This is a genomic window from Pedobacter foliorum (assembly GCF_013266735.1).
In the GTDB taxonomy this organism is placed as follows: Bacteria; Bacteroidota; Bacteroidia; order Sphingobacteriales; family Sphingobacteriaceae; genus Pedobacter; species Pedobacter foliorum.
The window spans coordinates 23,643-40,724 of the sequence record NZ_JABSNU010000008.1 but is presented as its reverse complement, the minus strand read 5'-3'; the positions used below and the strand labels follow the sequence as shown (position 1 = coordinate 40,724).

Here is a 17,082-nt window from a genome sequence, read left to right as displayed (position 1 = left end):
ATGGGAGAATTTGACAACAAAGAGAGAGAAGAGGTTTTTTCAAAGAAAGTAAGAGCTGGTAAAAGAACTTATTTTTTCGACGTAAAAGCAACAAGATCAGGAGATTACTACTTAACCTTAACCGAAAGTAAAAAAAGACTTGAAGATGGCGTTTTTGTAAAACACAAAATCTTTTTATACAAAGAGGATTTCGAGAAATTTGCTGAAGGATTAAATGAGACTGTTGATTACATTAAAAGTCATCAGGATGTGGTAGAAAAACGTTATGAATACTCTGAGAACCACGAAGGAGCCGGAACGCGAGTTCAAAACGACGACTTTTCATTTTAAGAAAAATAATAGAAAAACGCCCTGTTTGCTAACTACAAACAGGGCGTTTTTTATTGGGAATATCCCAAAAAGTAAAGCCTCGTCATCCTGAATTCGTCATGCCGGCGAAGGCCGGTATCAGGACCTCGTTTAAGCAGGTTTTGAATAGTAAATATGAGATTCTGAAATAAATTCAGAATGACGATGAGTATGCTCATCGTATATAATTTGTCAGACTCAACTCGGACTCAGGTCAGAGACTGATAGGACTATCCTCTATTCAAAGCCACTGTTAACGCCCAATGTAATTACAGATTATTCTCTTATTAAATATCAATTAAGCGAATAAATCCAATACTGGCTTACCCAACCCATCAGGCGTAGTATAAAACGGCCTTTTTTCCACCAAATAATTAGTATCCGGCGAAATACCAAGTGCATGATAAATGGTTTGATGAACCTGGTCTATCACTATAGGGTTTTCTATCGTTTTACATGGCCTTTCATCAGCCGTTTTGCCGTATACACTCCCCTTTTTTATCCCTCCACCAAACATCAGCATCGATCCCCCTTCAGTAAAATGACGGTGCATACCATAGTTTTTTATATCCTGAATGACATCAGGTTGTTCTACTTGTTCCTGTACTTTAGCGTCCGGACGGCCTTCGACCATCATATCTCTACTAAATTCACTGGCAAGAATTACAAGAGTGCGATCTAACCGACCACTCTTCTCTAAATCTTTAATTAGCTGAGCTATCGGGCCATCTATCTGCTTTTTCATGTCTATTAGGCGAGTATAGCCATTATCATGAGTATCCCAACCTTTAAACGGCTCGTATTCAGTTGTTACACTAATAAAACGCGCTCCTTGTTCTGCAAGTCGGCGTGCCATTAGGCAGCCTAATCCAAACTTACCTGTGTTATAAATATCATAGCTTTCCTTAGGTTCCTGGCTCAAATCAAAAGCTTTGGCTTCTGGAGATTTTAAAAGGATATAAGCCTGTTCCATTGATCTTTTTAAGGATTCCTTTTGGTAATCACTACCATATTCGCCCAATGGGCTTTTGCTGATCAGGTCGTAATATAGTTTGTTTCGTTTTTCAAATCTGCTCGACGACATACCTACCGGCGGCTGCACACTTTCTAGTCCGGCAGAAGGATCTGGAATTAAAAATGGTCCAAATTCATTGCCTAAAAAACCTGCAGTGTGAAAAGCCTTTAGTTCTTCACCCTCTCCTAGTGTAAATCGCTGTCCTATATCTATAAAAGCTGGAATTACCGGATTTAGTGGACCTAACTCTTTAGCGATCCAGGATCCAAGATGGGGAGCTGAAACAGATTGAGGTGGCTTATAACACGTGTGCCAATGATATTGATGTCTGGAATGCAAAATATGTCCCATATCGCCAGCCTTATATGAGCGGATCAAGGTTCCCTTATCCATCACTTTCCCGATAGACTCTAGCCCTTCAGAAAAGTTAATTCCATCTAAAATAGTAGGCACAGATTTAAAGGTACTTAACACACTATTTGCCTGCATGCCTTTGGTAAACGGCGTATATTTTTTTGGATCAAAGGTATCTGTATGTGCCATACCTCCTGCCATCCACAGCAAAATAACAGTGTCTGCAGTTGAAGTATTATTTTTGCCAATGCATGAGGATAGCAAATTGGTTAGAGGAATACCAGCAGCCATTGCAGCTAAAGTTGCAGCACTAGTATTCTTTAAAAAATCTCTTCTATTCCAACTCATCTTTATAAGATTATATTTAAGTTAAGCATAATTCGGGTTAATAGATAATCTGAAATTCCGGCAGTAAAACAATAGCCCAGAATAAATCTTGAATCGCATCAACATCCGGGGATTTACCAAGCGCCTGTTTGGCTACTTTAAATTCATTTTCAGCAGGTTCGCGACCTAAAGTTTTTAAGTAAATTTCTTTGATGAGCACATCAGTGTTCGGATAGTTTGCTTTCCATCGCTCTGCTCCGGTTTTTAACACATTATTAAACATCACGCCATTGGTTAGCTCCAGTGCCTGTAATAAGTTAGCCTGCGACTCTCTGCTGGTTGCAACGGTTTCTCTATTTGGTCTACCTAAAGCGGTTAAAAAACCATTATTTGCTACTAAAGAAGCTCTGATAAAGGTTGGTTTTGCTTGTAATTTACCCTTAATAGCTTCTGCAAAAGGATTGTACCTCAAATTTGAATCGACAAACACGGGTGTGATCACACTACTTACTACATCGGTAAACTGCTCCGCCGACATTCTTTTACGAACCATTCCCTTAAATTTATAGTTCGGATTATTAACCATAGCAACCTCCTTAAAGCCTATTGAAGGAAGCTGATAGGTGTTGGAGGTGGCAATCTGATAGATCAATTCCTTTAAATCAGCTTTCTTGGCAACAAAATTAAACGCCATCCAATCGAGCAGATCCTGACTCCATGGCTCATTGTCCATAATATCAACAGGTTCAACTAAACCACGTCCCATTAACTGTGCCCATACCCTGTTTACTATGGTACGATAAAGTCTTCCATCTTCTGGTCTCACTAAATTTTCGGCTAGTTGTTTGCGCTTTTCTGCAACAGATGCTTTAGCATCAATAGTACCTAGTTCTTTCCAAAGCATTCTCGCATCTACAAATTTTCCTATAGGTTTATCGCAACGATTAATTTCCAGAGTTGTATCAGCAAAAATGTTAGCAAAGGCATAGGCATCTTCCAACTTTAAATCGCTGATAAAACTGTTGTGACAAGAAGCACATTTTAAATTGAGTCCTAAAAATACCTGCGAAACATTTTGGGCAGCCTGCATTTCGGTTCTTTGACTTGAATTAACTACGCCGCGCCATTTTATACCTTCCACAAATCCTTTTGATTGTTCTGTAGGACTAATTAGCTCTTTTACAAACTGGTCATAAGGTTTGTTTGCTTTGAGAGATTTAAATAACCAATCTGTAATGTTAAAGCGACCACCGGTAATGTATCCCGTTCCGGAGTAATCGTTTCTTAAAGCATCATTCCAGAAACTTAACCAATGCAATGCATAATCATTGTCAAGACTTAAAAGTTTTTTAACCCACAAAGCCCTTTTGTTTGGTCTGGTATCTTTCGAAAATGCATCCTGATCGGCCGGTGTAGGCAACAACCCTATGATATCTAGATATATTCTTCTCAGATAAATCTTGTCATCTACCAGTGCCGGCCACGATATTCTATTCTTTTTAAAATAGTCATTTGTCCACAAATCGACAGGGTTTGTCAGGTTATTTGAAGTTGCAGGAAGAACCGGATTACGGGGTTCCAATTTAGCCACTCTAAAAACAGTAGCTTTACTGCCGTCTTCTGGCCAAGGTGCTCCTTTTGCTATCCAAAAGCGAACTATATCTATGTCCTTCTGCGAAAGCTTTCCTCCTTTAGATGGCATGATATCTTCATGATCGGCAGGAAGGGAAATACGCTTATACAATTCACTTTCTTCTGGCTTTCCAGGGATAATAACAGGGCCATTTTCACCGCCTTTAAAGGCAACATGTTTGCCATCGAGTCTTAAATCTCCTTTTACTTTTTCTGCACCATGGCATTTATAGCAATTATGAGCAAGTATGGCTCTTACTTCAGTACTTAATTCTACCTCCTGTTTTTTATCAAGTTTAGTCGTATCGGCAGCTTTGGCTTTAAAAGCAACAAAGTCAAACTTTTGAGTCGGTTTAGTTTCTTTATGATCCTTACTCCAAGGCAAAGTGCTGGTGAGGAAATCGCCACCGTGCGTTAAATTAGCACCAAAGTGCCCTGCTACAGAAACACCAATAGCGGTAAAAAACAGCAGTCCGCGATAAACAATAATTTGCTTAAACTTATCCTTTTTGCGAATCTGATAAAGAGAAATTAGGGTTAATACACCAAGAGCAGCGGTTGTAAATCCAATCCATTGGTGTAATGTCAACACATTACCACTATAATCGCCATTTTTATACAGCAACCAGCCTAGAACAGCAGAAATTATTCCAGCAAGTGATCCTGCTATAATTAAAGCATCAATACCGTGTCGGAGTTTTGAGTTAAAGTTTTTTAGAGTGAATAACTCCAGTATAGCAGCAAATAAAAGCAAGGCAACAGGAAAATGCACTGCCAATGGATGCAAATGCCCTAAAAAATCCCAAAGCCAGAATGCCAGGTACTGTAACAACATAATCAGATTTTTATATTTGGTGTCAAAAAAATGAGGTTTATCAAAAAAGTAAACTCGTCATTCTGAATTCCTAATATCTTAAAAAAGATACTAAGTATAACAATAACCGTTTTGGTTAAGCGCTCGTCCTGCCGAATTTATTTCAGCTTGTCGCAAAAGAAGGGCGAACTTACAGTTGCGAAATCTTAGCCTTCCTTCCCTGAGGTTCTGCAGCTGGGCCGGGCTAAGATAACGAAAGCTTAAACTCTGTCATTGATAGTTTGTTTCAGAATGACGAGACGTAGAATAGCTTAGCTATTGTACCTTTTTGAAAAGCCTCATAAATTAACTAAATATCAGATTATATTTTTTTATCAGCAACCTGTGCTGTCCTGTTCTCTTTATTTATTTTCTATTTTAACTGAACGGCCTGATTTGCCTTCAGCATTAAACACACTTAATTTTATTATTCCTTTTGTATCAACAGGTGCGGCGTAAATGCTACTATTTGCTGCTGGCTCTGTTCCATCTGTAGTGTAACGGATTATAAAACCAGGTAACTGTACATTAGCAACCACTTTACCGTTCTCAATTACTACTCCGGGAGTCGGGATACGGTAATTATATCCGCCTGAATAATGACTTAATCTCGGTAATTCTTTTTTGCCAAGAATATTTACAAATTCTGACCAAGCCTGACCATACATTGCTCCACTTTTTGAGGCATCGGCTTCTGTTGCCCATTCCGGATTTTTTGCCCATGCCCGCTCTGCAACGCCAAATAATTTTGGTAAAAGCATATACTCAAACCTTTCTGGAGTTTTAATGATTTCACTCCATAAAGGCGACTGGATGCCTACAATGTTAGATTTTCCAAATTCAGTTAGCACTGTTTTTCCTTCTAAAGTTTTTTTATCTATAGGATTACCGCTTTCATCTTCCTTTAAATTTTTGAATAGTTCGTAAGGAACAAAGTAATAAGGCTTATCCACATCAACATAGCCACCCCAATACTGACCGGTTTCATTAAAACTTTTATTGGTTGCCAAATCGAGGTAAAGATTGGTAACACAGGTAAGCACAACTTTGTAACCCGCATTAGCTAATTTATAGGCTAAATCCTCGTTTCCACTTAAATTATTCCATACATCGGCATGAAAGTTCTCTTTAGTAAAACGATCATCAAGCACCATTTTCTTTTCTCCATTTACCAATGCTTTGCGTAATCCTATTTCTTCCCAGCCCGACAAATACAATTGTTTTGACTTAAGCATCTTGTTTACTTTGTCGAAATAATAATGCCACATTTCATCTACGCCTTCAATTGAAGTATCCTTTTTGAGTAAGTTGGCAACTGCAGGAGATTTCTCCCATACCCCTCTTGGAACCTCATCACCACCGAAGTGGATTGTAGCTAAAGGTGCATCTGCTTCTTTATACATTAAGCGTATTTCGTCAACTACTTTTTCAAGGAAATTGTATGCCGATGGCATTGCTACATTAATAACATTATCTTTCCATCCCTGAACAGACTCATAAACGGACTTATCATTCAAATCACGTAACAGGTATTGAACGGCTTGTTCCTTTTTACCTTCTTTCATTAACCTTTCATATCTGGCATCCATTGATTTAATGGCAGCTCTGGCATGACCAGGAGTTTCAATCTCCGGGATTACACGGATATGTCTTGCAGCGGCGTATTTAAGAATCTCGATAAAATCAGCTCTGGTATAAAATCCACTTCCTGAATTTACGCCCGTATCAGCACCTGACCCATAAGATGGAAGAATATTTTTCTCATCATTTACAGTATGGCCTCTTTGTGAGCCCACAGTAGTAAGTTCAGGCAGACCTTGAATCTCTAATCGCCAACCTTCATCATCATTTAAGTGAAAATGAAGCACATTCATTTTATAAAGCGCCATCACATCCAAAGCTTTCAGCACTTGTTTTTTCGATTGAAAATTCCTTGCTACATCCATCATAAAACCCCGGAATCCAAACCGGGGAGCATCCTCAATTTCTACTGCAGCTACTGCAATTTCTTTTTGAATAGCTCCCCAAGATGTGGAAGGGAATAATGTTTTTAAAGATTGTATACCATAAAACACACCGGCAGGTTCGGCAGCGGTTATCACTATTCTATCAGGTGTAACACTTAATTTATAGGATTCGCTACCACTTACATTTCCTTTTTTGATTACAATCATACGCTGAGTCTCAGCTTGAACAAGAGCAGGTCTTTTGCCTAACATGGCCGACAGTTCATCAGCAAATTGGTTGGCCTCATTCTTAAATTCAATTTCGGCGGCTATAGATACTCCAGATGTTAGTTTAAATACGCCCTCCCCTTCTTTATAGGAAACAGGAGTTGGAAAAACTTTTGGTAGTTTATCCAAAGGAATGTCCTTTATCTGTTTGTTTTGATCAAATACATGAGCCGCTACTTCTGCCTCTACTTTTTCAACCTGTTGAATCGGATTTACATTGGTATTGCTAATATTATACCCTTTTGAAGGTACTTTATCCCAAACAAGATAAAAACCTGAAGAGAGATCCGTAATATTTTTGATCTCAGTAGACAGGACTTTAATCTTTTTAGATGCCCCAGGCTTTAAAGCAGGAAAACCTTTTAAGGGATACAACTTAAATAAATCTCCGTTAACATATTTTATCCTTGCGTTAAGGCTGTCGGTACCTGTAACATTTATAGGCCTGGAGTTAAAATAAATACTCCATCCTCCAGCGGGCAAGGTTTGTTTTCCATTATTGGTTATTGTTAATACCGACAGAGCCATGTCATCAATATTGTTCAATACCTCTCTTGTAATGTGAAGGTTACTTACTTTAAAAGGCGATACCGATTGTGCATCAGCACCTTTAAAACCACTAAAAATTAGTGCAACTAGAATACAGAATTTCTTCATTTTGATTAATAACTAAACGCGGATATATATTTTTCTTTTATCAAGGATGTAACCAACCAGCCAACAGGTAAGCATAAAGCAGATTGCAAAAAGCAATGAACCAACTGGTCCAGGTACGATGACCTGAAAAAACCTGCTGCTTATCCATTCATTAAAATTAAGACCAGGGAAAATTACCCCTATAATGGTTAACAGCACTTCTGAAACAATGTAAATGAACAATGGATTTTTCCCAAAGACAGTAAAAAAGCCGGTCCATTTTGTATAGGACTTCACCTCAATAACGTATATCAGGGCACCAATAATTACCAGATCTAGCCCACAGGTTATCAAAACAAATGAACTTGTCCATAGCTTTTTGTTTATTGGAAATACCGGATTCAGGCATATAGCGATCAATATTAATACACCGCCTGCTAATAATAACTTGGAAATTGTTTCGAAGCCCTTTCCTTTTTCTTGTATGAATTTACCTGCTAAATACCCAATAATCACATTTACACAAGAAGGTATTGTACTCAATATCCCTTCGGGGTCAAAGGCGATGCCTTCGCCATGGTACATATGTTTATCTCCCAATACATATAAATCCAGATACTGACCTGCATTTCCAGTCATACTAAATGGATCAGCAGCATCTCCAAATAATAACAGCGCTGCCCAATAGCCTAATAAGAACAAAACACCGACAACGACTACACTCCTTGTAGTTAGGTAATGAATTAGTAACGAGACAATGCCATAACAAAGCGCTATTCGCTGTAAAACGCCTAATATACGTGTATTCGCTATGGGTGAGAAGCTGATACCTCCACCCTCATTATAACTAAAAAAAGGAAACCAATACATCAGATACCCTAAGAGAAATATAAGCAGGGTACGCTTAAATATTTTTGCCAATACCGCTGAGTTTTCCATCTGGGCAAATTTCTTCATTGAAAAGCTCATGGCGTTTCCAACGGCAAATAAGAAAGAGGGAAATACAAGATCAGTTGGTGTAAAACCATGCCATGCTGCGTGGTTCAGCATGGCAAAAGGTTGTGCTCCGCTACCGGGTGTGTTCACGATAATCATGAAACAGACGGTCATACCCCGAAATACGTCGAGGGATAAAAAACGTTGTGGTTGGTTCATTGTTTTAGGTTATGTTCAGATTAATTATATCCTGGATTCTGTTTTAAAACCGGTGCTCCATTAGATTGACTTAAATCTATCTGGCGCTGTGGTATTGGGTAGTAATCATTCTTGCCCTTAACAAATTTACCATTCCTCACATCAGAAGTAATTTTCCCTTGGTAGCTAAAATAGGCATTTAATTCCTGATCAGCTATACCCCATCGTACCAAATCAAAGAAACGATGACCTTCCATTGCCAACTCTATTTTTCTTTCGTAATAAATGGCTTTCAACGAGTAATCTTTACCCTGACTTGCAAAATTTCCGGCTGGATACTCATTGATTTTATAATTGGCCGCAGGTTCATCAGAAAATCCAGCAGCCGGATCTTCATCATCCTTATACTTAAATAACCAACTTTCATGATCCGCAGCCCTAGCCCTAACTCGGTTTACATATTCCTCAGCTTTGCCTAAGCCTCCTAATTCAGCTTCACACTCTGCTGCCATTAAAAGTACATCTGCAAAACGAATAATGGAATAATTAACTGCTGTTCCTGGTGCCCAAGTACCCTGATCTCCATCAACGTCAGCTGTTGCACTCCAGTAAACATTCTTTTTAGGCCCATATGGTCCGCCATAACTCTGATCTCTTGCCCATGGCTTACCTGGATAGATCCCCCAATCGTGATAAGGTATACCACGACGTCCAGCTGTCCAATCCAAACGCGGATCAAGAGTTCCTGCATCCGGTGTAAAATCCGCATCACCATTTACTCCCATATCCGTTTTTACAGGAAAATTATTGAAGGTTGTAAGATAAGGCAGGCCGGTAGTCGGGTTTGTACGGAAATGATTTACCAAGTCAATAGATGGCTGAAAGAATCCGCAGCAACTGAAAGGACTTCCATCGCCATAAGGGAAATTAAGCATGTCGCCATTATTGGCATTTGATGGGCCTGATGGATCTGCATTTGCAGCCATTTGGATTACAAAAACTGCTTCAGGATTATCTTCAGCGCTAGGAAGCCAGTTGTCTTCGAATTTTTTATTCAAATCATACTTTAAGCCCGAACTGGTTTGACCTTGTGTAATAACTGCATCAAATATAGGTTTGGCCAGATCGAATTTATGCTGATACAGATAAGCCTTTGCTAAGTATGCTCCTGCGGCCCATTTATTAGCTCTTCCTACTTCAGGTTGAGTTGGGAGCAGGTTATCATAAGCATATTTAAGGTCTTCGGTAATTTTTGGCCAGATATCCACATTATTAGGTTGATTAAAATTGGTTGTGGTTTCATCAATCCAGGGAACCATATTCCACATCTTTTTTAATTCGAAATAATAGTGACCACGTAAAAAACGTGCCTGAGCGCTTATATTTTTACGCTCTGCATCGCTTAAATCTGCAGCTTTTGCCATGAATTTTAAAACATTGTTAGTGCGGGTCACACCTTCGTACAGGGCCTTCCATTTACCATTATAAAAGGCATTAGTAGCTCCTGAATAAAAATTGGCAATTGGATCAATAGCCGGCTGATCGGCACCATCGCTTCCTTTGGAAGCATCCCCCCCAACAACAGATCCGAAAACCCAGTTTGTGGGCGAAGCCTGCCAGGCATCTCCTCCCCCAAGGGCAACATCGCCACCCTGCATACCATCTAAAGCAGCATAAGCGCCTATTAGCAATCCATTCACACCGTTCTTATTAGCAACAAGATCTTCTGACAAAGAGCCTAACGGTGGTTGTATTAATGCTTTTTTACAAGAATAAAATAGTTGTGTTGTAAACAACAGTCCAACTAAGTATATATATGTTGATCTTTTCATTTCCTTAAACCATTAGGTAATTAAAACTGTAAATTTAAACCTAGTAAAAAAGTCCGCTGACTTGGATAGGAACCGTCATCAACCCCATATGCTGTTTGCTGTCCGGTTTCGCTTGAAGTTCCAACTTCAGGATCCACGCCTGAATATTTTGTTATGGTAAACAAGTTGGCAGCAGACAAATACACTCTTAACCTGCTAACTCCAAACTTTTGAAGTGCATTTGCTGGAAGTGTATAACCAATCTGCACATTTTTAAGCCTTAGGTATGAGCCTTTCTCTACAAAGTAAGAATTTGGGACACTATTTGTGCTGAAAGATTGAGTTGTTTCCTGTATTGGAGCTTTTGCATTCTGATGTGAGGTTGTCCATGAATCGTAAAGGGCTGTATGGCTCTTTGCCCCTTCAAAAGAAGGTGAAAAATCTGTCCACCATTTTACCTGATTCCATATTGAATTACCCTGAACTCCATAAAAGAAAGCACTAAAATCAAAGTTTTTAAAGCTAGCACCCAGATTAAGTCCATAACTAAAATTAGGATTAGCATTACCCAAAAAAGTTCTGTCATCAGCAGTAATCATTCCGTCGCCATTTATATCCGCATATTTAAATCGACCAACTTTAACATCATCCTGATAAACGGTGTTCGGATCGTTTGTAACTGCCTGAGCTTTTGTATTAGCCGCCTCTATTTCAGTATCAGAATTCCAAAATCCCTCCACTTTATATCCAAAGAATTGACTAATGGAATGCCCCACGGCATTACGAATGATATGACTTCCATCAAACCTTCTTGAATCAACATCATAATAGTCAACGTCGCCAGATACTTTCTTTATCTTATTCCGATAGGTGGTAATTGTAGCAGTTGCATTAAGTCTGAGGCCACTACCTACATCTTTATGTCCAGTTACCGAAACATCAAACCCATCGTTCTTCATTTGGGCAATGTTTACATATGGAACTGTAGCACCACCACTTGTTCCAATCATTTCCGGGTTGTATAAAAGATCCCTTATATTTTTTTGGTAGTAATCAGCAGAAATTTCGATTCCTCCCCCAAATAATGTAGCATCAAAACCAAAATTTGAATTCACGTTTTTCTCCCATTTGGCATCAGGATTTCCTGTCTGATTTTGATAAAAACCTGCAACCACAGCATTGCCACCACCAATTGCGTAGTACGACTGACCAATTGAACTACCAAATGTTGTAAAAGAGTTTGAACCCGAAACATTTACCTGATTACCCATAATGCCCCATCCCCCTCTAATTTTTAAATCTGTAATCCATTTAACATCGGATAAGAAGCTTTCTTTAGAAATTCTCCAGGCCGCACTCACTGCAGGAAACACTCCGTAGGTATTTTTAAGGAATTTTGAAGAACCATCACGACGAACTGTCGCACCAATTAAATACTTATCATTATAAGCATAATCAACACGACCTATTAAAGAGAATAATGCATCTGCAGTTCTTTCACTTGTGGTTTCCATTGGCCCACTGCCATTTGAAAGATTTGTATAGTCGGGATCAAACGAAAAATAACCTTTATTAGTACCACTCATTGTACTGTAGCGGTTCTTATTGTATTCCGTTCCTACCAATACCTTTAAGCTATGAAGGTTAAAAGTTTTATTGAATGACAATGTGTTTGTCCAGGTATATTCTAAACCGGTATAAGAAGACTCTGCATAACTGTTGCTAGTTGTATTTTCTGCATTTTCATATTGAGGATACACGAATGATCTGGATGCCCCAGAATAAGAATCGGCACCAAATGCTGTCCTTAAAGTCAAAAATGGCATAAGATCAGCTTCCGCAAATACATTTCCAAATAGCCTATTGTCAGTAGCTTTATTATCTTTTGTCCGGTACAACATCGCTACCGGGTTATAGGCATCACCCAATTGCCCTCCATAGCCACCAGCAAAATTCCCCATTATATCATATACTGGAATAATAGGTTGCTCCCTGAAAGCATGACCAATAGCATTATCGCCACTAAGTCCATCTATTTTAGGATTTGCTGTAATTGTGTATGATAAATTCTCTCCTACTCTAACATATTTACCAATGTTGTATTGAGTATTGGAACGCACGGTGTATCTTTTTAAATAAGTTCTATCCAATGTTCCTTTCTGATTAAAGTAGTTTGCAGAAAAAAGATAATTACCTTGATCTGAGCCACCACTTATAGAAACATTTTGGCTGGTTATTGGAGCTGGATTAAATATTTCATCATACCAGTTTGTCCCCGTTTTATTTGCCTTATTAATTCTGTAAAAGGTTTTATACTCATCATCAGAAGTAAACAATGGTTTTAGTTTATACAATGATGGATTTACAGATGGATCTCCCTCTTTAGCTCCAAATGGATAGATGTAGTCAGGTAAAACATATTTAGGACCATTTCCATAGATTGGATCATCAAATTCAGTATCACCTGAGTTTGTTTGGGCAAGCCTTTTTAGATCTGCCATCTCCTGAGGTGATAGGATATTCCAAACATTCCCTGTTTTAGGACGTTGAGTTCCATAATAGGCATCGTACTGCACCTTAACCCTATCTTTTCCTTTTTTTGTACTAATTACGATAACTCCATTTGCAGCCCTGGAACCATATATTGAAGCTGAGCCTGCATCTTTTAGCACCTGCATTGATTCTATGTCGTTAGGGTTCAAATCGGCGACATTAAGTGTTGGCACCCCATCAACCACGTAGAGTGGGTTGTTATTACCAAAGGTATTTACTCCTCTGATACGCACCTGAGGTTCTTCTCCCGGCTGCCCAGATCCTAAAATGGTAACCCCTGAAGCCTGCCCTTGCAACAAGTTATTTATTGATGGGCTAGGTTGCTTGATCATATCGGCAACATTTACTACAGAAACGGCGCCAGTAAGGTCCTTTTTCTTCTGGGTAGAATACCCCAGAACAACCACTTCACCTAGTGACGTTTCTTCTTCAACAAGTTGGACGCTTAAAGTACTCTGTCCATTAACAGGAATCTCTTTTGAGGTAAAACCTATATAAGAAAAGACTAAAATTGAATTGGCATCTGGCACATTAATGACGAAAGTTCCATTTAAATCAGTAATCGTAGCCGTTACAGTACCCTTTACCTTTACACTTACACCAGGCAATGTTTCTCCTTTAGTAGAGGTAACCTTGCCTTTAACCGATATTGGTGCTTTATTGTTATTCTCTTCGTTTACTTTTTTAGAAACATCTTTATCATACAAAATGATTCTGTTGTCGATCACTTTATAAAAGATGCTTAGTGGGTTTAATGTTTCGTTTAGGATATCTCCAAGCCGTCTTTTTATAAAGTTGGCTGATGTTTTCCGATCAGCTTTAATTACTGATGGGCTGTAAATAAATTTAACTTTTGTTTGGTTTTGTATCTCGTTTAATATCTCTGTAACCTTAGCATCATTAATGCTGATTGAGATTTCCTTATTCAATATTCTCTGAGCGCCGGCATTTTTTGCCATCGCACCACAAGTAAATAGAACTACTAGAAATATTTGGGCTATAGATATCCTCATTGCTGTTTTTATTAAAGCAACAAATCGCTTTTTTTTCATAACTTTAGGAGTTTTGTTCGTTAATATGAAACTTTTCGTACAGAATTCTTAACTGGCAATGTCCCGCAACATTGTCAGTTTTTTTTTAGCTTTTAGTTAGTAAAATTCCTTTTTCTTCATAAGCTGTTTGGTTAGATAATTAGTTTTGGTTGATTTTAGGTGTTGTTATTTTTCTTTGATAATTATTTTAGTCCCCTTTACTTCATACTTTGCTTGGATTGATTCACATAAAAAGTCTAGTTGGCTGTATAAATCCTGTTCAGAAAGATCTCCTGTAAATGTATAATTGTACAGCTCCTTGTCTTCGACAGTGAACTCAATACCGTATGATTTTTGAAGTTGATTTAATACATCTGCTACCTTGGCATCATTAAAGGAATAGTTTTCTTTTATAACCTGTTTATTATTTTTTGCTATTGGCAGTGGTTTATCAACAAGTGAGGTTGCAAACGTATTTTCTGAGGCATTGTAAACTGTTTTCTGATTCGGTGTAAGCACCACTCCCTTATCAGATTTTAATAGCCCATCCACCTTGAAGGAAAGGCTACCTGAATTTGGAGAAACAATTACCTTACCCGTTTTAACCGTAACCTCTGTTTCCCTAGCTGCGCTGTTTGTTTTTACGATAAAACTGGTACCAACAACTCTGGTGATTACATTGCTATTGTATACTAAAAATGGTCTGGCTGGATTTTTACTGATCTCAAAAAAGCCTTCTCCTTCTAACGATACTTCACGAACAGTTTTAGAAAAATGCTTAGGATACTTCAATAAAGATTTTGGCTGAAGCGTAACCCTACTTCCATCTTCCAAAGAAACAACCATGGAATTAGTTGTATTATTTGTAACAGAGTTAATGCTATTTGTAGCTGCAACTGTCATAAATTCAGGCTTTTTACTACCTACATTAAAGAATAGATAAGCAGTAATCACCACAAAGCCTGCAACTACAGCCGCAGCCACAGTAATTAAAGTTTTTGATAGTTTGAAACGAGGTTTGAGTTTACGAACTGGAATTTCATCGTCTTCTACCATTAAGGCATCCTCATGTATTCTATCCCATAGCTTTTGTTCCAACGCATTTACTTGTGCAGGAGCAATATCTTCCATGTCATGCTTATCAAGCATTCCATACCATTTTTCAATAATTTCCTTTTCTTCATCCGTACACCTGTTCTCCAAATATCTTTCTAACAATAGATGAAATGCTTCTCTGCTCATTTTTATAGCTTTTAAACTATATGTAAGCTAAGTAGCCTCTACCCCTAAAAAATATTTGAAAAAAGTTGAATTTTATAGAAACATACTAAAAGCAACCAGTATAAAGAGGTATTCTTTAAGATAGAATCTAATTGACTTAAGTGACTGGGTGATATGGTACTCTACAGCTTTCTCGGAGATATGGAGCTGTTCGGAGATGTCTTTAACAGACCGATGTTCAATACGGCTCATCCTGAATACTTCTGCTGTCTTTTTAGGGAGTAAAGCAATGCCTCTTGCAAGTGCATCAGAAAGTTCATTAAGCATCAGCAGGTAGTCTGTATTATTAACTACACCGTAATTAGTGGATGCCTTAACGTAGTTATGATAGTTTTCCTGAACTAAGAGTGACTTATAATGGTTGATAATGCAGTATTTTAGGCTTCCGAACAGATAAGAACTTAATGAGTTTATTACAACTGTTTCTCTTCTTCTCCATAATTCCGTAAAGAGATTTTGAGTTAACTCTTCTGCCAATTCCTTATGATGTACTTTCTTGTACGCAATCTGATATACCTTTTGCCAGTACCGCAAATACATCTCTTTAAACGCATGCTGGCAACTTCCTTTAAAAAGAACAATTAATTCGTCATCAGATAAGAGTCTGCAATCCATTAAGTTAATGTCGGCTTAAACCAAATTTAACAAATATAATCCGAAGTGCACTACATTTTTTTTACACTTAATAAATTGCTATGCGGTGTGATCTAAGCATATACGGACTTACATTCGATTGACCTGCTTGCTGAAAACTAATTAGCTTGGACGGTTTTAAAGGCATATGACAATCTATACAGTTAGTTTTAACCATCGCATTTGCCAGAGTTTTATCAGTGTGCTTAATGGTAGAATGGCAGCTCATACATTTCTTTGAATAAGCCGTTAAACCTACTTTGTTTTGGTTGTGGGTACTGTGACATGTTGAACAGTCAAGGCTTTCGCTTTTAATAAAACATTTACTGCCTGAAAGCATCTGATTTTGTTTTCCATGAACATCAAGTGATGACTCATCAAAGGATGCAGAAAAATTCCCATAATATTCATTGAGATCATCTCCTGGTTTAAATGAAAAAGTAGATTTCAACTTTTCAGCATCATTTCCTGAATGGCAAACACCACAGGCATCCACCTTTTGCTTTCTTGACAACGACTTATATAAAGTAATAAACTTAGCCTCTTTTTTCTTTGGATTTTCTATATGAAATTCAACATGCTTTGCAGCGGGGCCGTGACATCTTTCACAATTAATTCCATAAACGAGGGACGATTTAACCAACTCATCTGAAACAGTTAATCCTCCATTTTTTACTACTTTATGATCTATAAATGAACTGTGACACTCAAGGCATCTCGGCTCAATAACTCGACCAAAATTAGGTCTAGAGCCTGAAAAACCGGGGCTATTAGCCCAACTATCTTGACTTTTAAAAAAGGACAATGGTAACTGATATAACGATTTCCCTTTCCATGTTGCATAGGTGAAAGCCTTTTCTCCTGAGCCAAAAACTATGTCAAATCTTCTGGTAAGCCTTTCTTTACCATCGAGATAAACAACCTGATACAGCCCACTATCCCTTTTCTCTACAGCAACCTTCATATGTTTATCATAATTATAAACATTTGTATTACCCCCTTTCGGCAACTGACTATCTGCTGTGATTGGAGATGTAGTAGAGAAATGTGGATTTTTCAAGTACGATTCATACACATTTTTATGGCATTGTATACACGTTTTACTACCTGCAACTGCATTTTCAGCTACAGGGACTTTCTTAACAGAATCAACACATTGTGAAAACAGGAAAACAAATACTGAGATAACACTGAAAATCAGCACTAAACGCCTATTTCCTTTCATATTTTAATTTTAGTT

General features: G+C 38.1%; 10 protein-coding genes. 1 reads left to right on the top strand and 9 read right to left on the bottom strand.

The window, feature by feature from the left end; all coding sequences use genetic code 11:
* On the top strand, nt 1-330 hold the full coding sequence (locus tag HQN83_RS16240) for a DUF3276 family protein (protein ID WP_173091381.1): 330 nt from the start codon (nt 1-3) through the stop codon (nt 328-330).
* A 316-nt stretch (nt 331-646) separates the two neighbouring features.
* Here HQN83_RS16240 and HQN83_RS16235 read toward each other — a convergent pair whose 3' ends face one another.
* The 9 genes from HQN83_RS16235 to HQN83_RS16195 all read right to left on the bottom strand — a co-directional run bounded on the left by HQN83_RS16235 (nt 647) and on the right by HQN83_RS16195 (nt 17,067).
* Nucleotides 647-2,065 carry a DUF1501 domain-containing protein gene (locus HQN83_RS16235; RefSeq protein WP_217277408.1) on the bottom strand — a complete coding sequence of 473 codons (1,419 nt, stop codon included), beginning with the start codon at nt 2,063-2,065 and terminating at the stop codon, nt 647-649.
* Nucleotides 2,066-2,102: 37 nt separating this feature from the next.
* A complete protein-coding gene (locus tag HQN83_RS16230; RefSeq protein ID WP_173091380.1) occupies nt 2,103-4,511 on the bottom strand; it encodes a DUF1549 domain-containing protein in 2,409 nt (802 codons plus the stop codon).
* Nucleotides 4,512-4,891: 380 nt separating this feature from the next.
* Nucleotides 4,892-7,420, bottom strand: coding sequence for a family 20 glycosylhydrolase (locus HQN83_RS16225; protein WP_246254527.1), 2,529 nt, complete (start codon nt 7,418-7,420; stop codon nt 4,892-4,894).
* A 12-nt stretch (nt 7,421-7,432) separates the two neighbouring features.
* A complete protein-coding gene (locus HQN83_RS16220; RefSeq protein WP_173091379.1) occupies nt 7,433-8,554 on the bottom strand; it encodes an acyltransferase family protein in 1,122 nt (373 codons plus the stop codon).
* Nucleotides 8,555-8,574: 20 nt separating this feature from the next.
* On the bottom strand, nt 8,575-10,365 hold the full coding sequence (locus tag HQN83_RS16215) for a RagB/SusD family nutrient uptake outer membrane protein (RefSeq protein ID WP_173091378.1): 1,791 nt from the start codon (nt 10,363-10,365) through the stop codon (nt 8,575-8,577).
* Nucleotides 10,366-10,385: 20 nt separating this feature from the next.
* Nucleotides 10,386-13,949 carry a SusC/RagA family TonB-linked outer membrane protein gene (locus tag HQN83_RS16210; RefSeq protein WP_173091377.1) on the bottom strand — a complete coding sequence of 1,188 codons (3,564 nt, stop codon included), beginning with the start codon at nt 13,947-13,949 and terminating at the stop codon, nt 10,386-10,388.
* Between the two features lie 165 nt (nt 13,950-14,114).
* A complete protein-coding gene (locus HQN83_RS16205) occupies nt 14,115-15,170 on the bottom strand; it encodes a FecR family protein (RefSeq protein WP_173091376.1) in 1,056 nt (351 codons plus the stop codon).
* A 72-nt stretch (nt 15,171-15,242) separates the two neighbouring features.
* On the bottom strand, nt 15,243-15,824 hold the full coding sequence (locus HQN83_RS16200) for a sigma-70 family RNA polymerase sigma factor (RefSeq protein WP_173091375.1): 582 nt from the start codon (nt 15,822-15,824) through the stop codon (nt 15,243-15,245).
* Nucleotides 15,825-15,891: 67 nt separating this feature from the next.
* The gene (locus HQN83_RS16195) at nt 15,892-17,067 is read right to left on the bottom strand and encodes a multiheme c-type cytochrome (RefSeq protein ID WP_173091374.1); all 1,176 of its coding nucleotides are present in this window, start codon (nt 17,065-17,067) and stop codon (nt 15,892-15,894) included.
* Nucleotides 17,068-17,082: the final 15 nt, after the last annotated feature.